Here is a 25,821-nt window from a genome sequence, read left to right on the forward strand (position 1 = left end):
CTACCCATGACCAGGATCACTCCGATTTCTTTGGCGCTCGTGGCAGCGAGCCTGACACTTTCTTCGGCAATGGCGGCCACGGGCGACATGCAGAACATGGACCATGGCCAGATGCAGGGCATGGACCACAGCCCGATGCAAAGCATAGGTGATGGCCAAATGCAGCCCGCCGCGCCGACCGAAAGTCGCACGCCGATTCCGGCATTGACCGATGCCGATCGCGCTGCCGTGTTCGCCAGCCCGGGTGGGCATAACGTGCACGACTCCGCCCTCAATACGTACTTCCTCGCTGACAAACTTGAATGGCAGGACGCCGATGGCGGCAGTACCCTGGCCTGGGATATCTCCGGCTGGATCGGGGGCGACATCGACCGTCTGTGGCTGCGCTCCGAAGGTGAACGCACCAACGGCAAGACCGAAGATGCGCAAATCCAGGCTCTCTGGGGCCACGCCATCTCCCCGTGGTGGGACGTGGTGACCGGCGTTCGGCAGGATTTCAAACCCGCAGCCCCGCAAACCTGGGCGGCATTCGGGGTGCAAGGCATGGCGCTGTACAACGTCGAAACCGAAGCTACGGCGTTCATCGGTGAAGGCGGCCAAACCGCCGCTCGACTGGAAGGCGACTACGACATCCTGCTGACCAATCGGCTGATTCTGCAGCCAACCGCCGAACTTAATTTCTACGGCAAAAACGACCCGCAACGAGGCATCGGTTCCGGCCTGTCCAATACCGAAGCGGGCCTGCGCCTGCGTTATGAAATCCGCCGGGAGTTTGCGCCTTACATTGGCGTGACCTGGAACCGCACCTACGGCAACACCGCCGATTATGCCAAGGACGACGGCGAGGACCGCAGCGAAGCACGTCTGGTCCTCGGTGTTCGGCTGTGGTTCTGAAACGCGTCAACTCAACAATCAAAAAATACCGCTGAAAGCGGTTGGAGGCCTTGTATGCGCTTGATCAAAACCACCGCTGTTGCCATCGCATGGTGATCACGCCGCTCTCTTCTTTGCCCGCCGGTAGCTATAAAGTTGAATGGCGCGCGGTGTCCTCGGACACTCATCCGATCACCGGCAACGTTACGTTCAAAGTGAAGTGATTGATGAGCGATTGGGTCAGGAATAACAGAGCTGACTGGAAGGGGTAAGCTACTCGGCAGACGAATGGTGAGCTCCGCCGCACAAACCAGGAAATCCCGATTGAACATCGATACCCGAATCAAATTCCGTCATCTGGTGTGTTTTCTCGAGGTGGCGCGCCAGGGAAGCCTGGCACAGGCTTGCGACAAATTGGCAATCAGCCAGCCAGCCCTTTCCAAGACGCTGAAGGAATTGGAAGTACTGCTCGCTGCCAAGCTGTTTGAGCGCAGCAAAAAGGGTTCGACGCTGACCGAGGCTGGCGTGGCCTTTTTGCGATATGCGGGACCGAGCGTGCAATCCCTGCGCGAGGGGGTCAACAGTTTGCGTTCCGGTGTACACGAGCCAATTACCGTTCGCCTGGGCGTCCTGTCCACCGTTGAAAGCCTGCTGGTTCCTGAAGTGGTCCGGCGTTTACACGACCGACATCCCGGGTTGGCGGTCAGTGTCGTGACCGGGCCAAGCGCCTACCTGCTGGCCCAACTGCGTGTCGGTGAGCTGGACCTGGTGGTGGGCAGAATGACCGATAGCCCCTCGATCCTCGGGTTGACGTTCGAGCACCTGTACAGCGAGTCCATGACCCTGGTGGTACGCAACGGCCACCCGTTGCTGACTGATCCGCTGAGGCATAAAAACCTCGAAGATTATCCAGTGGTATTACCGTTGGCGGGGACAACGATCCGCAAATTCGCCGACGGCCTGTTTGTGCAGCACGGAATGACCCCGTCACGCCAACGTCTGGAAACCCTGTCGGTGACCCTGAGTCGGCGCTACGTGCAATGCAGCCAGGCCATCTGGGTCGCGCCTTTCGACGCTGTCCGACAGGACTTGAGGCAAGGTGAGTTGGTGGAATTGGACTTGGGGATGCGCGAACCTGGCGGTTCTGTAGGGCTATGCACCAACCCTACGAGGCCTGTGACACCCGCAGCGCAGTGGTGCGTGGAGGCACTGCGCGAGGTTGGGCAAGAATATCGCGAGGGCACATATCCATAACCATCTGGATATGGATAAAGTCGGTTTTTTCAATTTTGGGTCAGGGCGCAACAAGGGAGACTGAGCCACAGGTAGCCGCCAATGCAGCGCTGCCTCTGACTAACCATACCGACAGGAAGATCGACATGTCTGATGCGCATGAAAGCCGCTTCGTCATTCGTGACCGTAATTGGCATCCCAAAGCCCTGACACCCGACTACAAGACTTCGGTCTTGCGATCCCCGCGCCAGGCACTGGTGAGCATTCCCCAGTCTTTATCCGAAACCAGCGGCCCGGATTTTTCCCATCTGAAGATGGGCCGGCACGATAACGACCTGCTGTTGAATTTCAATCAGGGCGGCTTGCCTATCGGCGAACGCATCATTGTCGCGGGTCGGGTGTGCGATCAGTACGGCAAGCCGATTCCCCACACCCTGGTGGAGATGTGGCAGGCCAACGCCGGTGGTCGTTACCGGCATAAAAAAGACAGCTACCTGGCGCCCCTTGACCCGAATTTCGGCGGCGTCGGCCGCACGTTGACCGACCGGGATGGCAACTACAGCTTTCGCACCGTCAAACCCGGCCCATACCCCTGGCGCAACGGTCCCAATGATTGGCGACCGGCCCATATCCATGTCTCCATCAGTGGCCCGTCAATTGCCACGCGCTTGATTACCCAGCTGTATTTCGAAGGTGATCCGCTGATCCCCATGTGCCCGATAGTCAAGTCGATCTCGAGCCAGGAAGCGGTGCAGAGTTTGATCGCCAAGCTCGATATGAGCATGGCCAATCCCATGGATTGCCTGGCTTATCGTTTTGATATCGTCCTGCGCGGTCAGCGCAAGACCCACTTCGAAAACTGCTGAGGAGGGCCGTGTATGCCCGTTCAACTGCTGCCTGAAACCCCATCGCAAACAGCCGGCCCTTATGTGCATATCGGCTTGGCACTGGAGGCGGCGGGCAACCCGCCGCGTGAGCAGGAAATCTGCCATGTAATGGCTAAACCTGGTGCGCCGGGTGAGCATATTTTACTGATGGGTCACCTTTATGACGGTAATGGCCAGCTGATTCGTGATGCGTTTCTAGAGTTCTGGCAGGCGAATCACGAAGGCGTCTACGACACCGGTTACGCTCTGGAAAAATCATTCAACTGTTTTGGCCGCACCGCCACTACGGATGTCGGTGAGTGGACAATCAACACCGTCAAGCCTGGCGTGGTGAAAAACGCCTTGGGTTTCCCCATGGCGGGGCATATCAATGTGTCGGTGTTCGCTCGAGGCATCAACATTCACTTGCAGACCCGGCTGTATTTCGACGACGAAACCGAGGCGAATGCAGCGGATCCCGTATTGAATCTGATTGAACAGCCACATCGACGCGAATCCCTGATTGCCAAGCGCTGCAGGGTTGACGGGAAGTTGGCCTACCGGTTCGATATTCATCTTCAAGGCGAATCGGAAACAGTGTTCTTCGACTTCTAACGATCAAAGCCTCCCTCTGCAGGGAGGCTGCTTCAGCGACAAGAACGCTTATCTCCCGTTTGACGTCAGCCACGCTCGCGTAGATCGGCAGGCCAATTCCAATCGCTCAACTGACGCTATCCGAGGCAGCAAGGCCATTGCTCGACACTTTGCTACCGCGGCTCGATGCCTGGAACAAAGTGTCACGCACCTTCGGCATGCCTCGGCAACCCGATAGAAATCAATGCTGCGAGCAGCACGAATGCACTCGATATCCACAAGCACGCCCCCAGCCCATGCACCTGGTAAACCCAGCCGGAGAGCACCGTGCCTATCAACCGTCCCATGGCATTCGACATGTAATAAAAACCCACATCCAGCGACACGCCATCTTCCTTGGCGTAGGACACGATCAGGTAGCTGTGCAGCGAGGAGTTCACCGCGAACAACACACCAAAGACCATTAGTCCGCCGAGCAGCACCACCTGTGGCGACAGCTCGGTGTTCAGCCCGAGAGCGATCGCCGCCGGGAGGCCAGCCAGTGCAAGTGCCCACAGAAATGCCGCGCGACCATCCGGTACATGACCACGTTTCTTTCCCGTGATGCCGGGCGCCAAGGACTGCACGATGCCGTAGCCAATCACCCACGCCGCCAGGAAGCCGCCAACCTGCCAGAAGTCCCAGCCGAAGACACTGCTCAAGTACACCGGCAAGGCCACCACAAACCAGACATCGCGGGCGCCGAACAGGAACATCCGTGCCGCCGAGAGGATATTGATCGCCCGACTCTTGGACAGGATGTCGCGAAACTTTGGCTGGGCTTTCGCTTTGCCCAGGTCCTTCTTCAACAGGATCAAGCTGCTGATCCAGATCAACGCCAGAACACCCGCCATGGCCAACATGGCGCCTTTGAAGCCGATCAAGGCCAGCAAGGCTCCACCAAGAAAGAAGCCGACGCCCTTGAGTGCGTTCTTCGAGCCGGTGAGGATCGCCACCCATTGGTAGAGCTTGCCCTGCTGCCCATCGGGGACCAGGAGCTTGATAGAGCTTTTGGCACTCATCTTGTTCAGGTCTTTGGCGATCCCGGACAACGCCTGAGCGCCCATCACCCAGGGGATGGTCAACCAGGCCGAGGGTACTGTCAGCATCAACAACGCCGCGACCTGCATGCCCAGCCCGATGTTCATGGTGCGGTTCAGACCCAACCGGGCGCCGAGGTAGCCACCCACCAGGTTGGTGATCACGCCAAACAATTCGTAGAACAGAAACAACGCCGCAATTTGCAGTGGGCTGTAGCCCAACGCGTGAAAGTGCAACACCACCAACATCCGCAAAGCGCCGTCAGTGAGGGTGAAGGCCCAGTAGTTGCCCGTCACGAGCAGGTACTGCCGCACTTGCGGCGCGAGGGCTGACAAGGCTTTCATGATCGCTCCTCAGACGGCCAGACCGACCATTCTGGCCAGTTCGACGGTGCGATTGGCGTAGCCCCATTCGTTGTCGTACCAGGCATAGAGTTTGACCTGGGTGCCGTTGATGACCATGGTCGACAGCGCATCGATAATCGATGAGCGCGGGTCGGTACGGTAGTCGATCGACACCAGTGGCCGCTCCTCGAATCCGAGAATGTCTTTCAGCTCGCTCTCGGAAGCGTCCTTGAGGAACTGATTGACCTCTTCGACAGTGGTGGCCCGCTCGACTTCAAAGACACAGTCAGTCAGCGAAGCGTTGGCCAGCGGCACGCGTACGGCGTGACCATTCAGGCGTCCACGCAGCTCGGGGAAAATTTCGGCAATGGCTGTGGCCGAGCCGGTGCTGGTGGGAATCAGGCTCATCCCCGAAGCACGCGCACGGCGCAGATCCTTGTGCGGCTGATCGAGGATGCTCTGGGTGTTGGTCAGGTCGTGGATCGTAGTAATCGAACCGTGACGAATGCCCAGCTTTTCGTGGATGACTTTGACGACCGGGGCCAGGCAATTGGTGGTGCAGGAGGCGGCGGTGACGATGCGGTGCTGCGCAGGGTCGAACAGCTGATGGTTGACGCCCATGACGATGTTCAGCGCGCCTTTTTCCTTCACGGGGGCGCTGACTACTACGCGCTTCACGCCTTGGTCGAGGTAAGCCTGAAGCACGGCGACGGTCTTCATCCTGCCGCTGGCTTCAATCACCAGATCGCAGCCCGACCAATCAGTGTCGGCAATCGCCTTGTTGGCCGTTACCTTGATCCGCTTACCGTCGATGACCACGCTATCGCCTTCGGGGCTGGCTTCGTTGTTCCAACGGCCATGCACCGAGTCGAAGTTCAGCAGGTGCGCATGAGTCGCCGCGTCGCCCGCTGGATCGTTGATCTGAACGAACTCGAATTCTGGCCAGCTCCAGGCTGCTCGCAGGGCGAGGCGACCAATCCGACCAAAACCATTGATGCCAACTTTGATAGTCATGTTGTTGTGCTCTGTGAACAGGACACGGGCTTTGCCGGTCATCGTGAAGTTTCAGATCATATACGGTTTAACGAATATATGTTTTACCGTATACAGTGTAAAGAGTCATCGGCAGATCAGCCCATCAAAGCGATTGAACTGTGCAGGTCTATTCTGAAGACACACCAGGAGAACCTGACCATGTGCGGACGCCTTTCCCAGTACCACGGCATTCACGACTTTGTCGCGGCGCTCAGCATTCCCAACGCGCTGATCAACTATGCCGGCGACCAGCCTTTGGCGTGCTATAACGCCGCGCCGACCACGCAGCTCGCCCTCTTTCACCGCGATGGGGAATACCTGCGCGCTGACAGGGTTCGCTGGGGATGGCGGCCACAATGGGCCAAAGATCGCGTAGCGCCGATCAACGCCCGGGTTGAGAAAGTCGCCCACGGACCATTCTTTAAAGCCATCTGGCCACATCGGGCGATCATCGCAATCGACAATTGGTTTGAATGGGTTTATGAAGGCGGCCCTAAAAAACAGCCCTACCTGATTCGCCATCGTGACCGGTCGCCAATCTTCTGCGCGGCAATTGGCCAATACCCGATCGGCGAACATGAACCAGGAGAGCATGACGGTTTCGTCATCATCACCGCCGACAGCGCCGGGGGCATGGTGGATATCCACGACCGGAGGCCCGTGGCGCTATCGCCGGAACTGGCCCGGGAATGGCTGGACCCAGCCACGCCCAAGGGGCGCGCCGAGCAGATGGTGTTGCTTCAAGGCGAGCCGACCGAGGCTTTCGAATGGTTCAAGGTCGACTGCGCCGTAGGCAACGTGCGGAACCAAGGGTCCGAAGTGATTGAACCGTTGAAAAAACAAAAGCACATAAGGTGACTACAAGGCATTCCCGCCACACTGATTGCGCCATTGATGCGGGATACGATGTTTACGATTAGTCATTTGTACTCAGAAATCTTTTTTCGAAAACGGCTCTTCGCCCGCTTGATCATTGACTATTCTCAGGACGCCTTTGGTCACGAAAAAGGTTGTCGTAGCATCTCCCGCCTCGTAAGAGTTTCGCCACCGGCCCCATTCGTTTGTATCTTTAAGAAATGTTGACCAAACGACCTGCCTGTCTGTGATGTTGCATCGGTAAAGGAACGTATCTCCGTCGTCACGCTGGTACGAGATCTCAGGCACCGGGTCGGATTGCCGGGTTTTCATTGTTTTCGCATCTCGTCCCATCTCTACCGCAATCGCTGCCTTGCATATCTCGATGTTCGAGAAATTATGAGCGTGCACAGAGGTGCAAAAGCTGAGCATTGCAAGCATCCCAACGACCGTCTTCTTCTGCATATCCACTCCCTTCGACGAGGCAATTCGTCAGTGAATGTTCACCCTGATTGAGAGGATAGCTGTCATTCGAACGCTCATCACATTCATGCTCGATGGTGATAGTCCTGTGGGCTTTTCAAGGGATCGGTTTGGCCGGGATCGTCGGGGCGCTGCGGCTCTTCTGAACCGGGCTCAGGCTTGGAGGGAACAGAGCCTTGGGTTTGATCTTCGAAACTCGAATCGATAGACATATCCACCTCGCTATCAAGGTCCAATTTTTTTGGGACCGTACAGGTTGGAATCACGCATCTTGCAGAGGTGCATTCGAATGGATGAGCGGGCTCTACCCCAACGGGCAATAGCTGGCCACTCGATACGTCCCGGCTAGTGCCGGGCGCCTGCACCCCTCCCTCAGCTCTGCAGACCTTCAGTCAGCCTTCAGGACTCAGTCGTCTCCACGATCACGATCACGATCACGATCACGATCATGCCGATGATAATCATCGCGACGATCGTATCGATCATTCCCGCGATCATCATGACCTCGTTCGTAGCCACGACCCTGGTGGCCCCGATCATGCCTGTCTCCACCGTCACGGTGATGCCCGCAGCCGACAAGCAGGATAGAGCCTGATACAGCTAATAAAACCATTACCGCGCGCTTCATTGAAAAATCCTGATGGAAAAAGTCAGTGCTATGACCATGAGGTAACTCAATGATTCATTGGCGAAATACAGTCAGTAAGTGAAATCATGCCCGAGTTCTTTCTGCATCCATTCCAGAAAACGCCTCACGCGGGGGAAGTTTGAGTGGGCTCTGGGAAAGACCAGGTGATGCGCGGTAATTGGGGCGCTTAATTGCGGGGCTACCTCGACCAAAGCACCACGCGCCAGATAGTCCTGCGCAAGCAGCGTGCTTTCCAAGGCAAATCCAAGCCCGTGACTGGCTGCTTCCAGCGTCATGTAAGAGCGGTCAAAACTCAGCGTGTAAGGCTGTTCAGGTCGCGACAGGCCATGTTGTGCGAACAACTGTGGCCACTTGACCAGCGTTGCCTCCGACAAGATCAGATTGCAATCAAGCAAATCCGCGACAGTCCGGACGGGGCGTTTTTCCAGGAGCTTGGGTGACGCCATGACCGCGATGTTTTCATTGCGCACGGTGCGCACCTCGAAACTCGGCCAGTTGGGCATGCCGTGGCGGATATCCACGTCGATCTTGTCACGACTGAAATGCAGCGACTCGTAGGAACACGAGAGGTTGAGCTGAATATCGGGATGGCTCTGGCGAAACTGCTCCAGACGCGGCATCAGCCACAACAGGCCGAAACTGGGGGATGAGTGCAACCGTAGACAATCGAGGCTGACATCACTGGTGGCGCGTTCGGTTGCCACTGCGAGGCTGTGCAGGACGCCGGAAACCTCAGTGAGATATTGCTCACCTACCGGCGTCAATGTCACCCCCCTGGCCGTTCTGAGAAACAGCTGTCGACCAATCATCGCCTCCAGTTTGGCCAACTGGTGACTGACCGCCGAAGGCGTCAGATCAAGTACTTCCGCCGCTCGCGCGACGCTGCCAAAACGTGCCGTTTGCTCAAAGGCCTGAATGGCTTTCAGGGGTGGCAGTATCGGAGGTGCATCACCGGGTGAACGCATGATTGTTGTTATTCCCTTGCAGGAGGCATAAGCCGGGCGTTTAGCCATTCAACCATTCGAGCATTTGCTTGGCGAGTGCTGAATTTTTTTCAGCATCGAGTGACATTCGCGTTATTGCTCAGGGTTGCCCTGAAGAACAAGCTGAGTCATCGGTTCATTGCGGACCGACCCAATAACAACAATCAGAGGTACTCTTCCATGCTTCTTCAAGGCAAAGTCGCGATCATCACCGGTGCAGCCTCCGCACGTGGCATTGGCCGCGCTACAGCGACCACCTTTGCGCAACAAGGCGCTCGCGTCGTGATCCTCGATCTGGACGAATCCGCCGCACGCGACGCTGCCGCGTCCCTGGGCGAAGGCCATCTGGGTCTTGCAGCCAACGTCGCCGACGAGTCTCAAGTTCAGCAGGCTGTGGCGAAAATCATCGAGCACTTGGGTCGCATCGACATTCTGGTCAACAACGCCGGCATCACCCAACCCCTCAAGACCCTGGACATCCGCCCCTGCGATTACGACAAGGTACTGGACGTCAGCCTGCGCGGCACCCTGCTCATGTCGCAGGCGGTGATACCGATGATGCGCCAGCAGTCTGGCGGCAGCATCGTGTGCATGTCATCGGTCTCCGCTCAGCGCGGCGGCGGCATTTTCGGTGGCCCTCATTACAGCGCCGCCAAGGCTGGCGTATTGGGCCTGGCCAAGGCCATGGCTCGCGAATTGGGGCCGGACAAAGTGCGTGTGAACTCCATCGCCCCCGGTTTGATTCACACCGACATCACCGGCGGCCTCATGCAGGACGAGCGTCGGCACGCGATCATCGACGGCATCCCGCTAGGGCGTCTGGGTGAAGCCCAGGATGTGGCGAATGCGGCTCTGTTCCTGGCCAGCGACCTTTCCTCCTATATGACTGGCATCACGCTGGATGTGAACGGCGGCATGCTGATTCACTGATGACACCTGGGCGGGCCTGCGTGGCCCGTGCGGTTCTGGATCGACGACTCAGCCAGGCCTTATGACCTGGCGGTCAATAAAAACAAGAGATCGGACCATCATGACTACCCTGTCGCTCGAAGCGGTTTCGACCGTGCGCTCCAACGCCTACCGGAAAACCGCATGGCGCCTGATGCCGTTCCTGATGCTGTGCTACCTGTGCGCCTATCTCGATCGGGTCAACGTCGGCTTTGCCAAGCTGCAAATGATGAACGATCTGGCGCTCAGCGAAACGGTCTACGGGCTGGGCGCGGGCATGTTCTTCATTGGCTACTTTCTTTGCGAAGTCCCCAGCAACATCATCCTGCACAAGGTCGGTGCGCGGGTCTGGATCGCGCGCATCATGATCACTTGGGGCATCGTTTCAGCCCTGTTCGCCTTCGTCGAAACCGCGTGGCAATTCTATGCGTTGCGTTTTCTGCTTGGCATTGCCGAAGCAGGCCTGGCACCGGGACTGTTGTTGTACCTGACCTACTGGTTTCCGTCCTACCGTCGTGCTCGCATGACCGTGTTGTGGTTTATCGCCATTCCGCTGTCGGGCATGGTGGGTGGCCCCCTTTCCGGTTGGATCATGACCCACTTCGCCGGTATGCATGGCTGGGCAGGATGGCAATGGATGTTCGTGCTGGAGGCCGTGCCCACAGTCGTGGTTGGACTCCTGGTGTTGAGCTATCTCAAGGATGGCGTGCATCAAGCCAGCTGGCTCAACGACGACGAAAAAGCGCTGATCACCCGGGAGCTGGCTGAGGATGACCAGAAAAAAGTCACACACGCCTCTGTAGGTGAATTCATCCGCGACCGTCGTCTCTGGTTATTGGCCGCCATCTACTTCTGTGTCGTGATGGGCCAGTACGCAATCACCTTCTGGCTGCCGACACTGGTGCGTAACGCAGGGGTGTCCGACCCGATGAAAATCGGCGTACTGACCAGCCTGCCCTACCTCTGTGCAATTGTGGCCATGCTGTACGCCGGACGCAGTGGCGACAAACATCGCGAGCGCCGCTGGCACCTCGTCATACCGATGATCGCGGGTGCTATCGGACTCACTCTGGCGGCAATGATGGGCGCAAATGTGATGCTCTCTATTCTGAGTCTTTGCCTGGCCGCATCCGGAATTCTGTCCGCGACATCGATGTTCTGGATGTTACCCACCACGTTGCTCGGTGGCGTGTCTGCCGCCGCAGGCATCGCGGCGGTCAACAGCTTCGCCAACCTCGCCGGCTTCTGCTCGCCTTACCTGATTGGCTGGATTACCACGCTAACCGGATCCAGCGCCATCGGCATGTATCTGATCACCGGCGTACTGGTAGGCGGAGCCCTGTTGGTACTGCGCATTCCCGCCGCCCTGGTCAATCGTTGATTAACGGAGTTTCACCATGACAATCAATTCTTCATACGCTACATCCAAAACCCTGGTGGAGCGCGCGCATAACATTCGCCACCATGCGCTGCGCATGGGTCAAGTTCAGGGACAAGGTTACGTCGGCCAGGCTCTCGGTGCCGCCGACCTACTCGCAGTGTCCTATTTTCATGCCCTGAACTATCGGCCGGAAAATCCGGAGTGGGAGGAACGAGATCGCTTCTACCTCTCCATCGGTCACTACGCCATTGCGCTGTACGCCGCATTGATCGAAGCCGAAATCATCCCGCTCGATGAGCTGGAAACCTACGGCGCGGATGACAGCCGCCTGCCAATGTCGGGCATGGCCGCCTACACCCCGGGCATGGAAATCACCGGGGGCTCTCTGGGTCAGGGCCTGGGTATCGCGGTGGGTGCCTGTCTCGGCCTCAAGCGCAAAGACTCGGCCTCCTTCGTCTACAACCTGCTGTCGGACGGTGAACTGAATGAAGGCTCGACCTGGGAAGCCGTGATGTCGGCATCGCATTGGAAACTCGACAACCTGATCGCCATTGTCGACGTCAACAATCAGCAAGCCGATGGTTATTCAAGTGAGATCCTGTCGTTCGAACCGATCGTTGATCGCTGGCAGGCGTTTGGCTGGTTCACCCAGCGTGTCGATGGCAATGATCTGGATGCGCTGGTCACAGCGTTCGACGCCGCGCGCAACCATCCGGGCAGCCAGCCACGCGTGATCATCTGCGATACCAAAATGGGTAAAGGCGTGCCCTTCCTGGAAACCCGCGAAAAAACCCATTTCATTCGCGTGGAAGAACACGAATGGGATCTGGCACTGAACAATCTTGAAGAAGGGAAAAATCAATGAACAACGCAGCCAACCACCCGGCTTCAATTGTCGAGCCAGCAAAAAAACGCCTGACGACCTCGGCGATGATCGCTTCGATTGCCTCTGAAGGCCAAGCCACGAAATCAGCGCCCTTCGGACATGCACTGGCCGCGTTGGCGGATCAACGTCCGGATATCGTCGGACTGTCTGCCGATTTGTCCAAATACACCGATCTGCACATTTTCGCCAAGGCCCACCCTGACCGGTTCTATCAAATGGGCATGGCTGAACAACTGCTGATGAGTGCGGCGGCGGGAATGGCTCGAGAAGGCTTCGTCCCCTTCGCCACCACCTACGCGGTATTCGCTTCCCGTCGCGCCTATGACTTCATCTGCATGGCGATTGCCGAGGAAAACCTCAACGTCAAGATCGTCTGTGGCTTACCCGGCCTCACCACCGGCTATGGCCCTAGCCACCAGGCCACCGACGACCTGGCAATCTTTCGCGCGATGCCGAACCTGATGATCGTCGATCCGTGCGATGCACTGGAAATCGAACAGGCAGTGCCTGCCATCGCTGCTCACCAAGGGCCGGTCTACATGCGCCTGCTGCGCGGAAATGTGCCGCTGGTGCTGGACGAATACGGCTACAAGTTCGAGATCGGCAAAGCCAAAACCCTGCGCACCGGTAACGATGTCTTGATCATCTCCACCGGTTTAATGACGATGCGCGCGTTGGAAGCGGCCAAAGAACTTCAAGCAGATGGCGTTGATGTGGCCGTGCTACATGTGCCGACGATCAAGCCCCTGGATGAACAAACCATTCTGGCTGAAGCCCGCAAACCGGGTCGCCTGGTGGTCACCGCGGAAAACAGCTCCATTATCGGTGGACTGGGCGAAGCCGTTGCCGGCGTGTTACTGCGCAACGGGGTAACGCCAACTTTCAGGCAGATCGCATTGCCCGATGCCTTCCTGGATGCTGGTGCCTTACCGACACTGCATGATCGTTACGGCATTTCGACTCAGGCTGTCAGAGCCCAGATCAAGGCCTGGCTTTGACCGAAGGCCCGGCCGCCTCCACAGCCTCAGGCTAAATCGAACAATGTGAACCTGAACCTGCAGCAATAGCGACCGCTCTGGAGATTGCTGAGAGACCAGCGCTCAGCAGCTTCCAGGCGGAATGCCATCCTTGTTGAAATTCTTCAGTCGTTTTTGCTCTTCCTCAGTGGAATGCGCAGGCGTCTGATCCTTCGGCGCTTCATCCTCGGGCTCTTTCTTCTTCTCTTCGGTCATTGCCAGATCCTCCAAGTGGTAGCTATTTGGGCAGTTTGCAGGACCGGCAGTTCCGCATTTCAATACTCCAACGCCCCGGCATGACCCGGCATAGGACGCCCCATGCCCAAAGAAAACAAACTCGCCTCGCAGCGCCAGCGCTGCGAGCAGGTCAATCAGGCAATCGCCAGCCAGCTACGGAGATTTGATCCAGCTGTAAGCAACCGTTGGGCACCCGTTCTCACCTGAATTGCGCATATGACTTAAACTCATTGATTCTCATTTCAGATGATCAAGTCATGAAACACATCCTATTTTATGGCTTTCTAGCTATTTGCCTTATTGTGTTCACTGGATGCCTCTGAAATGAGCAAGCGCACAAACATGGTCAGGCTCTGCGACACAGTACTTCTGCGCCATACCAGCCAGGTGGGAAAATAACGGAAGGATTCCGACAACGGCCAGACGTTGACCGTGGTGCGTCCGGGCATACTTTCGAGCATGCCGGCTGAGTTATACCTGAATAAGTATAAGGGAAATGGCAGGGGCGGCTGGATTCGAACCAACGCATGGCAGGATCAAAACCTGCTGCCTTACCGCTTGGCGACGCCCCTGTATCTGTTGCTACGAGTGCCCAGCACTCTCTTCCTGATTTTGCAGCTTGCGAGCAACCTCGAAATGCTGCCTCCTCACGCTATAAGCCCTGTAAGGGCCTCTGCAAGAGGTACGGAAATTTATCAACTTTCGCTTCGCCTGGGAAGACCAAAAACAAAAAATTTGCCTTAAAACAGCTACTTACTGTTGATCTGGGCCTTATTGGCTGGGGGAAATCGGCGATCAAAAGCGCCGGTGGCAACAACTCGCAAATACTGGTGCTGCGCTCCACGTTTCGCTTTTAGGCATCAAGAACATCCGACACGCCACAACCGCGGTTACGGCATCAACCGATAACCGCGGCGGCGCCCGGCATGGACATCGACGCAACAGCCTTACCAGAGCGGCAGGCTGTAGCTGACGATCAGGCGATTCTCGTCGATGTCACTGGCAAAGCTCGAGCGATAGGTCGCGTTGCGCCATTTGATGCCGACGTTTTTCAACGCGCCACTCTGGATCACATAGCCGATGTCGGTATTACGTTCCCACTCCTTGCCGGTTCCCGAAGCTACTCCCAGGTCGACCTCGTCGCCTTTTACATAGCGGGTCATAAAGGTCAGGCCGGGAATGCCGAGGCCGGCGAAGTTGAAATCGTAACGGGCTTGCAGGGAGCGCTCGTCCTGATTGCCGAAGTCGTTGATTTGCAGGAGGTTGACCAGGTACGGATCGGTGCCCTGAACGTTGGCAAAACCGGTGTCGCCGCTCATTTTCTGGTAGCTGAGACCGAAGGCGTGCGCACCCAGTGAATAGGTGAACATGGCGCCGAGCATTTGGTTGTCGACATTGCTGCTGCCGTCATCGGTCGAACGGGCCCAACGCAGATCGGATTTCAGCGCCTGCCCCTCGGCAATGGGCAACACATGCATCACCGTCAGATAATGCTGCTTGTACAGGTCGTCCAACTGCGCGTAGTGGTAGCCGGTACTCAGCGTCTTGCTCCACAGGTAATTGCCACCGAGAAAGTCGAACTGGTCGGTGGTGGCCCTCGCCCCGGTCACGATGTTGCGCCTGGGGCCTTTCATGACTGTCATGTCTTCGCGGTTGGTCGAGTCGCGCTGGTTCACCTGGGTGAGGCGACCGGCGTCGAAGGTCAGACCAGCGAGGTCCGTCGAGTTCAGCCAGCCACCCTGGAAGGTCTGCGGCAGCAGCCGTGTATCGTTGGGTTGCAATACCGGCAGCTTGGGAATCAGGGTCCCTGCCTTGAGGGTGGACTTGAAGACCCGTAGCTTGGCAGTCAGGCCAAGCTCACTGTTGTCATCGGGTGCCCTCCTCGACTCGGCGCCACGCGGTAGCAGACCGGTGGCGCCCGCGCGCTCCGGGCTCGAATCCAGCTTGATGCCGAGCAGACCAAGCGCATCGACCCCCACGCCTACCGGTCCTTCGGTGTAGCCGGATTCGTAGCGCAACAGGAAGCCCTGCGCCCACTCCTCGCCTTTGTTTTGTGGGGCCGCTGGCTGGCGGAAGTCTCGGTTCATATAGAAATTGCGCATGTCCAGACTGGCCTTGCTGTCCGCAAGGAACTCAGCCGAAGCGGGTGAACAAACGCCGAAAGCCCCAGTAAGGCCGGACAGCAGAAAAGCTTGGGTGGGACGAAGTACGTGCATAGCTCTCTCTTCTTGTTAGGTGGTAAATCGGCGATCCCAAACGGCACTACGTCGAGATACCCGGCGAACCGACAGGCATCAGCATCTGCGGATGAGGCATCCAGTTGAATTTTTCTACACAACATCGCGCAAGCCAGAACAGGCCTACGGAAACCGGAATTTGAGTCTCAAACTTCCTTCAATCGATCGGGGTGGCCGCATCTTTCGAAGCCAGCCGCAAGGCATGCTCACGCAGCTCGACCTTGCGCACCTTGCCAGTTGCCGTCTTGCTCAAATCCCCCACGATGACCCGCGCCGGCACCTTGTAATGAGCCAGGCAGGAACGGCAATGGGCGATGAGTTCCGCTTCGCCGATGCTCACGTCAGGGCTCATCTCGACAAAGGCACAGGGGGTCTCGCCCCACTTGGCATGGGGCATGGCAACCACCGCCGCGGTACGGACAGCCGGATGGCGGTAAAGCACTTCCTCGACCTCGACCGAACTGATGTTCTCACCACCTGAAATGATGATGTCCTTAGCCCGGTCTCTGATCTGGATGTAGCCGTCCTCATGCACCACCGCAAGATCGCCGGAATGAAACCAGCCACCCGAAAAGGCCTCGGCGGTGGCCTGCGGATCCTTCAGGTAGCCCATCATCGTCATGTTGCCGCGGAACATCACTTCGCCAATGCTGTGGCCATCGCGCGGCACCGGCGTGAAGTCCTCGGGGTCCAGGACCGCCATATCTTCCTGAGCCGTATAACGCACGCCTTGTCGACCTTTGCGTTCGGTCAGCAAGTCGGTGGAAAGCTCGCTCCATTCCTGGTGCTCGGCACATACCGCAGCGGGACCGTAGACCTCTGTCAGACCGTATATCTGCAAAAGATCGATGCCCATGCGATGCAATGCCGCGATCACCGGCAGTTGGGGCGGAGCGCCACCGATCAGGCCATGAACACGGTGGCTGATCCCGGCTTTCCACTCCTTTGGCGCATGAGCCAGCATGGCGTGCACCACCGGCGCGCCGCAGTAATGGGTAACACCGTGTTGTCGAATCATCGACAGCACGCGTTGCGGTTCACAGCGGCGAAGACACACGTGAGTGCCGGCGTTGACCGCCATAGTCCAGACGAAGCCCCAGCCATTGCAATGGAACATGGGCAGGGTCCACAAGAAGATGGAGTGCCGCGGCATTTGCCAGTCGAGCATATTTGAAAGCGCCGCCAGATAAGCCCCCCGATGGTGATAAACCACCCCCTTGGGGCGCCCTGTGGTGCCCGAGGTGTAGTTCAGGGCAATCGGCTGCCACTCGTCCACGGGTTCCTGCCAATGCCCGTCTGTAGAAGCCGCGCCGATGAACGCCTCATAGTCGAGCTCACCCAGGCGCTCGCCGCCTGGCCCCTCGGTGTCATCGATGTCGATCACCCTTGGCCGGTGCTCCAAAAGTGCCAGCGCCTGCCCGATGGTGCTCGCGTACTCCGTGTCGCTGATCACGAGCCGGGCTTCGCAATGCATCAGGATATAGGCGATTGCCGCAGGATCGAGCCGGGTGTTGACCGTGCACAAGACCGCGCCACACATCGGTACGCCGAAATGCGCTTCGATCATCTCCGGCGTGTTGGCGGCGATCAATACCACCGTATCGCCACGGCCAATGCCCGCGGCCTTGAGCGCAGATGACAGGCGGCAGACCCGATCGTAGGTCTCGGACCAGTTGTATCGACGCGCACCATGGATAACCGCCAGCCGCTGCGGATATACCTGGGCGGTGCGGGCGATGAAGCCCAGCGGCGTGAGAGGCCGGTAGTTGACCGGACTTTGTTCAAGGCCGAGGTCATAAGGATTGGAGCCTGGCATGCTGATTTACCCCGAAGAAAGCTGAACGACCGGCCCCCCAACGGAACCGGCACAGGCTGCAGGACGCGTTTAGCTCAGCACTTGCCTGGAAATGATCATGCGTTGGATTTCGGAAGTGCCTTCGACGATCTCCAATACCTTGGCGTCGCCGAAAGCGCGCGCGACCGGGTATTCCGTCATGATGCCGTTACCGCCATGGATCTGGATCGCCTGGTGAGCCGCCTCCATCGCCCTCTCGGTAGCGAAGAGCTTGGCCATGGACGCCTCGACGTCACATGACAAACCGGCGTCCTTGCGCGAGGCCGCGTCGTAGAGCATCAGTCGGGCGGCGTGGGCATGGGTGGCCATGTCGGCGACCTTGAACTGCAGCGCCTGAAAATGTTCGAGCCGCTTGCCGAAGGCGCTGCGATCCTTCAAGTAGGCGACCGAGCGCTCCATGGAGCCTTGCAGAATACCCAGCCCCAGCGCACCGATCAGGATACGTCCGGTGCTTATGTTGCCCAGGGTCTGCTTGAGCCCCGCGCCTTGTTCGCCGAGTAGATGGTCGGCCGGCAGCACGCAATCTTCGAAGAACAGTTCATAAGTGGTCGATCCACGCCAACCGATCTTCTGCAGCTTGCGCCCCAGACTGAAACCGGCGGTATCGGACGGCAGGATAAAGTTGGAGATTTCCTTGCGCCCGTCGTCCCGCGTGCCGGTAACGGCTGCGATCACGATCGGACCGGTGATGTCGGTACCCGAATTGGTGATGAAGGTCTTGGAACCATTGATGATCCACTGACCGTCTCGCAGAACGGCGCGGGTCTGGATATTGGCGGCGTCCGAGCCTGCATTCGGCTCGGTCAGCCCAATGCAGCCGACCTGCGTCCCGTCGAGGATGGGGCGCAAGTAACGCTCCTTCTGCGTAGGAGTGCCATAGTTGTTGATCAGGCTGGCGGGCGTGGAATTGGCCATCATGGACGACGCCACAGCCGCGTCTACCCGGGCGATTTCCTCCAGCACAATGGTAAAGCCAAGCCAATCCCCGTCACCGCCACCATGCTCCTGCGGGTAGGGAAGGCCGAGGAAGCCCAACTCTCCGGCCTGCTTCCAGACCTGATAGGCAAAATCCTGCTCCTCCCAAAGGCGTTCGGAGACCGGTGCAATCTCCTGCTCGGCGAACCGCCTGACGGCATCGCGAATCATTACATGTTGCTCATTCATCAATAAGACTCCTCGAGCATCCGCAAGTAGTCCTCTGCGGTGGCAGGACGGGGGTTGGTGGCGTGGCAGTGGTCTTTGAGGGCGGCCTGGGCAATCTCAGGCAGCGCAGCCCGGTTCAGGCCCATCGCGCCCAGACTCACGGGCAGGCCCAGGCGGGCGGTCAACCGGGCAATGGCTTCATCCGGGGCGACGCCTGCACTCAGTCCCATGGCTTGGGCCAACGCCTCGTACTTGGCACCGACGACTGGCCGGTTGAAACGCATGACTGCCGGCAGCAGCACCGCATTGAGGGTGCCATGGTGCAAGGAAATGCCGGGCACGGCCCCCAGGGGATGGGACAGGGCATGCACCGCTCCCAGTCCTTTCTGAAACGCCATCGCGCCTTCAGTCGCCGCCATCATCATGTTCCAGCGCGCCTCCCGGTCACTGCCGTCGATCGTCGCGCGCTCGATATTGGCCATGCCCCGACGCAAACCATCCAGGGCGATGGCCTCGGCCGGTGGGTTGATGGCAGGCGCCAGGAAGGTCTCGATGCAGTGGGCGATCGCATCCATGCCGGTAGCCGCTGTCAACATCGGCGGCAGGCCCAGCGTCAGATCCGGGTCGCAAATGGCCACTTTAGGCAGCAGATAAGGGCTCAACAGGCCAAGCTTGCGCCCGGACTTCATCACGATAACGCTGGCCCGCCCTACTTCGCTGCCGGTCCCTGCCGTCGTGGGAATCGCCACCAGTGGCGCGACTTTATCGGTGATTCGCCCGACACCGCCATCCACCACCGAGTACTGCTGCAGCGGCGCAGGATGGGTGGCCAGAAGCGCAGTCGCTTTGCCCAGATCGATCGGCGATCCGCCACCCAGGGCAACGATGCCATCGCAGTCATTGTCCTTGAACATCGCAGTAGCGGCGATGACCGCCTCCTCGGTGGGATTGGCTGGCGTCTCGTCGAAGATCGCGCCGGGAGGCGAGGCCAGGGTCCCGAGTACGCGATCAAGCAGCCCGGCAGCGCGCACGCCTTGGTCGGTGACGATCAAGGGCCGCCGAATGCCCAGGCGATCAAGCTCGGACGGCAATAGCTCGATTGCGCCCTGTTCGAATTGGATGGTGGTCAAATAGTTGATAACAGCCATAGCGTGGAATCTCCTCGTTTATTGGCGCGACGATGGCGTGCTCAGGACTTGAACACGGCCGCATTCATCAGGGGCAAGGGGTTGGCTATGCGCACCGGGGCATAGTCCATCAGATCGAGTACCTGGCTTTGCAGGTCGATCCCGGGAGCGATTTCCGTCAGCACCAGCCCATCGGGCTCGATGGCAAACACCGCCCGCTCGGTGATGAGCATGGCGCGCTGGCCGCGCGTGGCGACGTTGAGGCGCACCGGATAGGTAATTTCCTGCACGTGGCGGGCGAACTTGCGTACCGATCCTTCACGCACGATGCGCAACTCGCCGCCCTCGTACGCCACCTCCAGCCCACCGGTCGTGAAGGTGCCGGTGAAAATCAAGGTTTCAGCGTTGTAGGCGATATCGATGAACCCGCCAGGCCCCGGGTTCGCAGCGCCAAATCGGCTGACGTTGACGTTGCCGTTTTCATCGAACTGGGCGAACGCCAGCGCTGCGACCTTGCAGTTGCCGCCATTGATGAAGTCGAACTGGGCTGGGCCATCGAGCAGCGCCTCCGGATACTTATTGGCGGAGAACTGCCAGCCGCTCATGACGATGCCACCGAAAGGACCGTGCTCTGTCGTAAAGCGGTGACGCAGGAGTCCGTCGCCATCGAAGGCGCCATCTTCCATCATCACGCCCGGGATATCGGAAGATGCGCCGAAGCCAAAGATGCTGGGCACGCCCGGACGAATCTCGCAAGCCGCCCGCCGGGCGATAATCTTGTCGGCACCGGCCGGCAGTACTTCCGAGCAGGCACCAGGAAAGAGCTGCCCCCCCAGGTAGCTGTCGTCATACACGACCTCGGTGGTCATCATGGCTTGAGGGGCAACGACAACACGATCCACCAGTTCGCCGGGAACACGCACAGCGTGCACCGGCCGCGCTTGGCGGGGGACGATCTTGCGGACCTGCGCGATCACTGTGCCGCCACAGGCCTTTACCGCGAGCGCCATGGCCAAGGCGCTGGAGGTGATCGGCTCGTCTTCGAAGCTGAGGTTGCCATACTCATCGGCACTGCTTGCGCGCAGCAAGGCTACGTCCACCGGCCGAGCGGGATAAAACAGATATTCCTGGCCTTCGAACTCCACCAGCTTGACCAGGTCCTCCTCAGCGCACGCCGTATACTTACCCCCTTGCTGGCGCGGGTCGATGTAACTACCCAGGCCGATGCGCGTGAGATAACCCGGACCGCGGCGCGCCACTTCCCGGAGCCAATGCATGGTCGCGCCGATGGGCCAGCAATAGGCTTGGACCTTGTTCTCGCGGATCAGGCGCATCATTTGCGGACGTTTTCCGGTCTTCGGATCCAGCGTATTGATGTAGTTGCCCGAGATGACGCGCTTCATCAAGCCTTCTATCGCGACATGATCCATCCCGCGGATGTCCATCGCGTCGCCAACGCTGACCGGAAAGAAAAAGGTCAGATCCCGGGGCGAGGCACTCTCCTCGAAACGCTGCGCCAGCGCCTGCAGCAAGGTATCCGGCGTGAGCCATCCGATAACACCGACACAGCCAACCGTCTGGCCAGACTGAATATCGGCCACGGCCTCGGCAGCCGAGCATATTTTGTTCATTACACTCTCCTCTTGTTTTTATGAGTGCCGAGGGCGTTACTCTTGGAAGTGAATGATGTGGGTGCCGACGCACACGGTGTCGCCGTGCTGGTTGGTCAGCACCGCCTCTGCCCAAAGCCGCTTCTTCTCATCATCGGCACGGGCAATGCGGTAGCTCACGGTCAAGGTGTCACCAATGAATACGGACTGTGTGAAACGTACCCGGTCGTATCCGTAGGAAACGGCAGGTCGGTCGATCAGCCCCAGGTACTTGGTGACGGCGCCAGCGATGTAACCCACCAACATCGCACCCTGGGCCACCCGAGCCCCCAAGCCGACGCGCTTGCAATACTCCTCGTCGACATGATTGGGATGGTTGTCACCGCTGATCCCGGCAAACGCGTAGATATCGTATTCACTGACTGTGCGGGTGTAGCTGGTCTGCGTGCCGATGAGGGACGAAACCGCTCCGCGACGAGGACTATTGAACTCAGGCATGGTTGTCTCCTTGTGACTGATTTGTGTGCTCATACCCGCTCCGAAGCCAGGCGACCGTCGAGCACCAACAGTGCTTCGAAAAGAAAGTAGTCACCCCAGATCAGCTCGTTTTCCATTGCGACACCGAGCTTTCGATTGAAACAACCATGGGTGAGGATGCCGACGGGACGGGAGTCGCTGGCATCGACCGGGGTCTGATAGCGAAGCACCAATGCCTCAACGATCGTCTCTGCGGACTGCCGATAACGCTCACGTCTCTCCGGCAGGCAGACAGCAAGCTTTAACAATGCAGCGGCGGCGATGGCAGCACCCGAGGTGTCGCGACTGGTATCGGGAATTGCCGGATCATCGAAGTCCCAGTACGCCACATGGTCCTTGGGCTGATGTTCCAACCACCAGTCAGCAACCTGAATGGCGACGTCTCGGAATTCCATTTCTCCGCGATTGAGCGCCTGAGCGAGGGAAACCATCGCCCACGCCTGGGCACGAGTCCACGTGCTTTCGCCGTGAATGCCCTTGTGGGTGTAGCGGCGCAGTAATGCCCCGGTTTGCGGATCGAAACTGGCGGACTGACAGACAGATCCGTCATCGCGCACGCAGAGTGCGATATGTTGGCGAAGGTGATTGCGAGCAATCTCGAGGGAGTCAAGCGCTGCCGCATGCTTGATCAATAGAGGAATCGGCCCTGGCAGCGCATCGATGTTTGCCTCGTTGCTGCCGACATCCGAGGCCTCCTCGGCCTCTTTGCCCAAGGGAATCAATTGCGCTTGGGGGTTGTACATGTCGAGCAACCCGCGAGTGCCTGCCAACGACAAATTGCGCGCCGTTTCGTCTTTCAGAAGCTCAGCGCCCAGCTCGGCGCCATACCAGAAGAGAAAGCCCTTGAACGCCGATTGGGATGAAGCGCGCGGCCCAAGGCGCTCGGCCCAGATCCGCGCTTGTTCGTGGTAACGCGGCTCTTTTGTGTGCCAGGCGGCAAGCCAAAGCATGCCCACCCAAAATCCCCCCGTCCAGTCACCTGCCGGACTACGAGTCCATTCACCCGTGTTTTGGTCGGCGTAATGGGGAAATCCTTGGCCGGGCTGATCGAGGGTCGCGTCAATGCGTGTCAACACTCTATCGATTGCGCGCTTGAGAATCTTGTTATCCAACTTATCTCTCCTATAGTTGCGCCGTTCGGAAATGGCAGAAAAATGTCTTCCGAGAAGAGCCAAAATAATGTATTGAGCAACTGTCTTGATGCCGCGGAAGACATGTTACGAGTTGACTTCCGAGACTTCCAATATATAATTTGACCAAGAATAATATTAAAAAGGTATTAATATGAACCTGCGGCACATGCGCTATTTTATTGCAGTTGCGGAGGAGCTGAGTTTTACTCAGGCCGCTGTACGACTGCACATTGCCCAGCCGCCACTGAGTCAACAGATTCGTCAATTAGAAGAGGAGCTCGGCGTAACGTTATTTCAACGGACCAAGCGCCATGTGCAACTTACAGATGCCGGCCAGGTATTTTATATTCATGCCAAGCAGATTCTACGGGCCACGGATGTCGCGGCACTGGAGGCTCAACGTGCCGAACGCGGAGAGATTGGCCGGCTGTCCGTGGGCTTCTTCGAACATATGTCCTATACCCTGCTGCCGCCGATTTACCGCGCCTTTTGCGAACGCTTTCCGGATGTGGAAGTGGTCCTGCGCTGGTTCCCTGTGGTGGACCAGGCCGATGCGCTCCTGCGAGGCGATGTCGATATCGCCTTCATGCGCCCCACATCGCAATTCGACGGAATCAGCACCGAGACGCTGCTGACAGAACCCTTCGTACTTGCTATCCCGGAGCACCACCCGCTGGCGTCCCAGGACAGCGTGGCGCTGAGTCAGTGCGCCACCGAGCGCTTTGTCCTGTACGCGCCCAAACTGGCTCCCGATTTTCATACCATGATTTATCGCCTTTGCGCAGAAGCAGGCTTCACGCCCAACGCGGCACTGGAGGTCGGCCAGATTTATGCCTGCCTGGGCCTCGTCAGCTCAGGCGTAGGCCTGGCCCTGGTACCGAGTTCTGTTCAGCGCATTCACCTTGAGCACCTTACATACCGGCCTATTCAGGGGCAGATGCCCTTGGTAAAAGTGATGCTTGGATGGCGCACCAGTAACACTTCACCGCTGTTACAGTCGTTTATTGATACCGCAAAAGAAGTGATGACGGCCTTCGAGCACGAGCGACCTTAATAAAAAGGCGCAAGGAAATTGTAGGAGCGAGCTTGCTCGCGATGGTCGTTAACGATAACGCATGTTTGCTGGTTAAACGCGGCGCTCTTGAGTCCATCGCGAGCAAGCTCGCCCCTACAGGGGCCGCATTCGCTTAACTGACTTGCATTGGCCCTTTGTGGCGCCATAGTTTGCAAGAAGAATGTTTTAACCCTTATATACAATCTCCCCGTATCGCTACCGCGAATAGCAATATAGTCCTCCATCGTCGTTGCTCTCAACCGGCCAAGCCAATGCTCGACCGGTTTGAAACCCCAGTGCTTATTTCAAAGTAACAAGCGAGCAACCGCCTGCGGACATCGGCCGAAACGCTTCATCGGCAGGTATTGTGGACAGCAACTTATAATAGTCGCCAGGGTACTTGGACTCGGAGGGCTTTTTCACTTCGAAGAGATAAAGCGGGTGGATCTTGCGACCATCGGCACGAATACTTCCCTCGCCGAAGAGCTTATCCTCGGTTTTGACCGCCTTCATCCGGGCGACTACTGCGGCACCATTCCCATCGTCATTGTTGACGGCAACTGCTCGCAGGTAGTTCGTGACGGCGGAGTAAACACCCGCCTGCGCCATAGTGGGAAATTTTCCGCCGTTGGCAGCAGCGAATGCTCTACCGAATTCACGGCTCGCGTCATTCATGTCCCAGTACCAGGCTGCAGTCAGCATCAACCCTTGTGCCGCCTCCAGTCCCAACGCTTGCACGTCGCTGATGAACACCAACAAACCGGCGAGCTTCTGGCCACCAGCGGTGATGCCAAATTCAGACGCTTGCTTGACGGCGACAATGGTATCCCCGCCGGCATTTGCCAACCCGATTATCTGCGCCCCGGAAGCCTGGGCCTGCAACAAGTAAGACGAAAAGTCGGTGCCCGGGAACGGATGGCGAACCTTGCCCAGCACTGTTCCGCCACTTTTTTCAACGACCGACGCCGTATCACGCTCCAATGCATGGCCAAAGGCGTAATCCGCCGTCATGAAAAACCAGCTTTTGCCGCCACTCCCCACCACCGCTTTACCGGTACCGTTGGCAAGCGCCCATGTATCGTAGGTCCAATGAATGGTGTTCGGGCTGCACGCCCTACCGGTCAGATCGGAACTGCCGCCCCCGGAGACCAGGAGCACCTTGTTTTTTTCCCTCACCACTTCATTGACGGCCAGGATGACCGACGAAGTCGGCACGTCGACGATCACATCCACCTTATCCACATCGAACCAACGACGGGCCACACTGGCCCCAACATCTGGCTTGTTCTGGTGATCAGCCGCCACGACCTCGACCTTCAGGCCATGTTTTTCAGGCTCGAAGTCGGCCACTGCCTGCTTTGCCGCCCAAACCGAGCCCGGACCGGAAAGCCCCGCATAGGTACCTGACAAATCATTCAACACGCCGATACGCACTACACCATCTGTAACCTGGGCTTGCACGGCCGGAGCGGCTACCAACAGCCCGAAGCAGATCTTGCGCAGATGAGTATTCAGTTGTTTGATCATTATTATTTTCTCCTACTCGTTCATTCGGGTGTTTAGTACGGTTTTTTTTATATTTTTCGAACTTGACTGCTCGACATCCGCGTCACGGGTTCGCCTTCCTCGCCGAACCATCCGCTCCCCTTGCACCACCCCCTT

25 protein-coding genes, 1 tRNA gene and 1 pseudogene are annotated in these 25,821 nt (G+C 58.2%); 12 read left to right on the forward strand and 15 right to left on the reverse strand.

Going from position 1 to position 25,821, the window contains the following annotated elements:
• Positions 1–6 precede the first annotated feature (6 nt).
• The 5 genes and pseudogenes from F8N96_RS19515 (at position 7) to pcaG (ending at position 3,587) form a co-directional block, all read left to right on the forward strand.
• Positions 7–894, forward strand: a complete 888-nt coding sequence (locus F8N96_RS19515) for a copper resistance protein B (protein WP_150799179.1) — start codon at positions 7–9, stop codon at positions 892–894.
• 89 nt (positions 895–983) lie between these two features.
• Positions 984–1,097, forward strand: a pseudogene (locus F8N96_RS19520) (copper resistance protein CopC); the annotation flags it as partial.
• A gap of 100 nt (positions 1,098–1,197) precedes the next feature.
• Positions 1,198–2,127 (forward strand): pca operon transcription factor PcaQ, encoded by a 930-nt coding sequence (gene pcaQ / locus F8N96_RS19525; protein WP_150799180.1) that lies wholly within the window; start codon positions 1,198–1,200, stop codon positions 2,125–2,127.
• A gap of 125 nt (positions 2,128–2,252) precedes the next feature.
• Complete coding sequence (gene pcaH / locus F8N96_RS19530) at positions 2,253–2,972, forward strand: protocatechuate 3,4-dioxygenase subunit beta (RefSeq protein ID WP_150799181.1); 720 nt, start codon at positions 2,253–2,255, stop codon at positions 2,970–2,972.
• 12 nt (positions 2,973–2,984) lie between these two features.
• The gene (gene pcaG, locus F8N96_RS19535) at positions 2,985–3,587 is read left to right on the forward strand and encodes a protocatechuate 3,4-dioxygenase subunit alpha (RefSeq protein ID WP_150799182.1); all 603 of its coding nucleotides are present in this window, start codon (positions 2,985–2,987) and stop codon (positions 3,585–3,587) included.
• Positions 3,588–3,769: 182 nt separating this feature from the next.
• On the opposite strand, the gene arsJ is transcribed toward pcaG, so the two are convergent.
• A complete protein-coding gene (gene arsJ, locus F8N96_RS19540) occupies positions 3,770–4,990 on the reverse strand; it encodes an organoarsenical effux MFS transporter ArsJ (RefSeq protein WP_150799183.1) in 1,221 nt (406 codons plus the stop codon).
• A 9-nt stretch (positions 4,991–4,999) separates the two neighbouring features.
• Entirely contained in the window at positions 5,000–6,004 is a 1,005-nt protein-coding gene (locus F8N96_RS19545; protein ID WP_150799184.1) for an ArsJ-associated glyceraldehyde-3-phosphate dehydrogenase, read from the reverse strand.
• A 180-nt stretch (positions 6,005–6,184) separates the two neighbouring features.
• Here F8N96_RS19545 and F8N96_RS19550 point away from each other — a divergent pair, with 180 nt between their 5' ends.
• Positions 6,185–6,883: an SOS response-associated peptidase family protein gene (locus F8N96_RS19550; RefSeq protein ID WP_150799185.1), complete on the forward strand. Its 699-nt coding sequence runs from the start codon at positions 6,185–6,187 to the stop codon at positions 6,881–6,883.
• Positions 6,884–6,955: 72 nt separating this feature from the next.
• On the opposite strand, the gene F8N96_RS19555 is transcribed toward F8N96_RS19550, so the two are convergent.
• The 3 genes from F8N96_RS19555 to F8N96_RS19565 form a co-directional block, all read right to left on the reverse strand.
• Positions 6,956–7,345 carry a hypothetical protein gene (locus F8N96_RS19555; protein WP_224789545.1) on the reverse strand — a complete coding sequence of 130 codons (390 nt, stop codon included), beginning with the start codon at positions 7,343–7,345 and terminating at the stop codon, positions 6,956–6,958.
• Positions 7,346–7,762: 417 nt separating this feature from the next.
• Entirely contained in the window at positions 7,763–7,903 is a 141-nt protein-coding gene (locus F8N96_RS35080; protein WP_191630767.1) for a hypothetical protein, read from the reverse strand.
• A gap of 159 nt (positions 7,904–8,062) precedes the next feature.
• On the reverse strand, positions 8,063–8,977 hold the full coding sequence (locus F8N96_RS19565) for a LysR substrate-binding domain-containing protein (RefSeq protein ID WP_150799233.1): 915 nt from the start codon (positions 8,975–8,977) through the stop codon (positions 8,063–8,065).
• A 198-nt stretch (positions 8,978–9,175) separates the two neighbouring features.
• Between F8N96_RS19565 and F8N96_RS19570 the strand changes: the two genes are divergently transcribed.
• The 4 genes from F8N96_RS19570 (at position 9,176) to F8N96_RS19585 (ending at position 13,208) form a co-directional block, all read left to right on the forward strand.
• Positions 9,176–9,925: an SDR family NAD(P)-dependent oxidoreductase gene (locus tag F8N96_RS19570; protein ID WP_150799187.1), complete on the forward strand. Its 750-nt coding sequence runs from the start codon at positions 9,176–9,178 to the stop codon at positions 9,923–9,925.
• 100 nt (positions 9,926–10,025) lie between these two features.
• Positions 10,026–11,324 (forward strand): MFS transporter, encoded by a 1,299-nt coding sequence (locus tag F8N96_RS19575; protein ID WP_150799188.1) that lies wholly within the window; start codon positions 10,026–10,028, stop codon positions 11,322–11,324.
• A gap of 16 nt (positions 11,325–11,340) precedes the next feature.
• Positions 11,341–12,189 (forward strand): transketolase, encoded by an 849-nt coding sequence (locus tag F8N96_RS19580; protein ID WP_150799189.1) that lies wholly within the window; start codon positions 11,341–11,343, stop codon positions 12,187–12,189.
• Positions 12,186–13,208 carry a transketolase family protein gene (locus F8N96_RS19585; RefSeq protein WP_150799190.1) on the forward strand — a complete coding sequence of 341 codons (1,023 nt, stop codon included), beginning with the start codon at positions 12,186–12,188 and terminating at the stop codon, positions 13,206–13,208. The genes F8N96_RS19580 and F8N96_RS19585 overlap by 4 nt, the downstream gene beginning before the upstream one ends.
• Before the next feature lie 102 nt (positions 13,209–13,310).
• Here F8N96_RS19585 and F8N96_RS35695 read toward each other — a convergent pair whose 3' ends face one another.
• Positions 13,311–13,442, reverse strand: a complete 132-nt coding sequence (locus tag F8N96_RS35695; protein ID WP_263596455.1) for a hypothetical protein — start codon at positions 13,440–13,442, stop codon at positions 13,311–13,313.
• Positions 13,443–13,544: 102 nt separating this feature from the next.
• On the opposite strand from F8N96_RS35695, the gene F8N96_RS35700 reads away from it, so the two are divergent.
• Positions 13,545–13,670 (forward strand): hypothetical protein, encoded by a 126-nt coding sequence (locus F8N96_RS35700; RefSeq protein WP_263596456.1) that lies wholly within the window; start codon positions 13,545–13,547, stop codon positions 13,668–13,670.
• 290 nt (positions 13,671–13,960) lie between these two features.
• On the opposite strand, the gene F8N96_RS19590 is transcribed toward F8N96_RS35700, so the two are convergent.
• The 8 genes from F8N96_RS19590 to F8N96_RS19625 form a co-directional block, all read right to left on the reverse strand.
• A tRNA-Gln gene (locus F8N96_RS19590) sits at positions 13,961–14,035 on the reverse strand.
• A 375-nt stretch (positions 14,036–14,410) separates the two neighbouring features.
• Positions 14,411–15,679: an OprD family porin gene (locus F8N96_RS19595; protein WP_150799191.1), complete on the reverse strand. Its 1,269-nt coding sequence runs from the start codon at positions 15,677–15,679 to the stop codon at positions 14,411–14,413.
• 178 nt (positions 15,680–15,857) lie between these two features.
• Complete coding sequence (locus F8N96_RS19600; RefSeq protein ID WP_150799192.1) at positions 15,858–17,516, reverse strand: acyl-CoA synthetase; 1,659 nt, start codon at positions 17,514–17,516, stop codon at positions 15,858–15,860.
• A 69-nt stretch (positions 17,517–17,585) separates the two neighbouring features.
• A complete protein-coding gene (locus F8N96_RS19605) occupies positions 17,586–18,719 on the reverse strand; it encodes an acyl-CoA dehydrogenase family protein (RefSeq protein WP_224789544.1) in 1,134 nt (377 codons plus the stop codon).
• Positions 18,719–19,846: an iron-containing alcohol dehydrogenase gene (locus F8N96_RS19610; protein ID WP_150799193.1), complete on the reverse strand. Its 1,128-nt coding sequence runs from the start codon at positions 19,844–19,846 to the stop codon at positions 18,719–18,721. Before F8N96_RS19610 ends, F8N96_RS19605 begins: the two co-directional genes overlap by 1 nt.
• Positions 19,847–19,887: 41 nt before the next feature.
• Entirely contained in the window at positions 19,888–21,456 is a 1,569-nt protein-coding gene (locus F8N96_RS19615) for an acyl CoA:acetate/3-ketoacid CoA transferase (RefSeq protein ID WP_150799194.1), read from the reverse strand.
• Positions 21,457–21,492: 36 nt separating this feature from the next.
• Positions 21,493–21,933 (reverse strand): MaoC family dehydratase, encoded by a 441-nt coding sequence (locus F8N96_RS19620; RefSeq protein ID WP_150799195.1) that lies wholly within the window; start codon positions 21,931–21,933, stop codon positions 21,493–21,495.
• Positions 21,934–21,962: 29 nt separating this feature from the next.
• On the reverse strand, positions 21,963–23,147 hold the full coding sequence (locus tag F8N96_RS19625; protein ID WP_224794110.1) for a glycoside hydrolase family 88 protein: 1,185 nt from the start codon (positions 23,145–23,147) through the stop codon (positions 21,963–21,965).
• A gap of 109 nt (positions 23,148–23,256) precedes the next feature.
• On the opposite strand from F8N96_RS19625, the gene F8N96_RS19630 reads away from it, so the two are divergent.
• Positions 23,257–24,159, forward strand: a complete 903-nt coding sequence (locus F8N96_RS19630; RefSeq protein WP_150799196.1) for a LysR substrate-binding domain-containing protein — start codon at positions 23,257–23,259, stop codon at positions 24,157–24,159.
• A 300-nt stretch (positions 24,160–24,459) separates the two neighbouring features.
• Here the strand turns inward: F8N96_RS19630 and F8N96_RS19635 are convergent, their stop codons facing one another.
• On the reverse strand, positions 24,460–25,686 hold the full coding sequence (locus F8N96_RS19635; protein WP_150799197.1) for an ABC transporter substrate-binding protein: 1,227 nt from the start codon (positions 25,684–25,686) through the stop codon (positions 24,460–24,462).
• Positions 25,687–25,821 lie beyond the last annotated feature (135 nt).

This window comes from Pseudomonas fluorescens (assembly GCF_902497855.1).
GTDB lineage: Bacteria > Pseudomonadota > Gammaproteobacteria > Pseudomonadales > Pseudomonadaceae > Aquipseudomonas > Aquipseudomonas fluorescens_BI.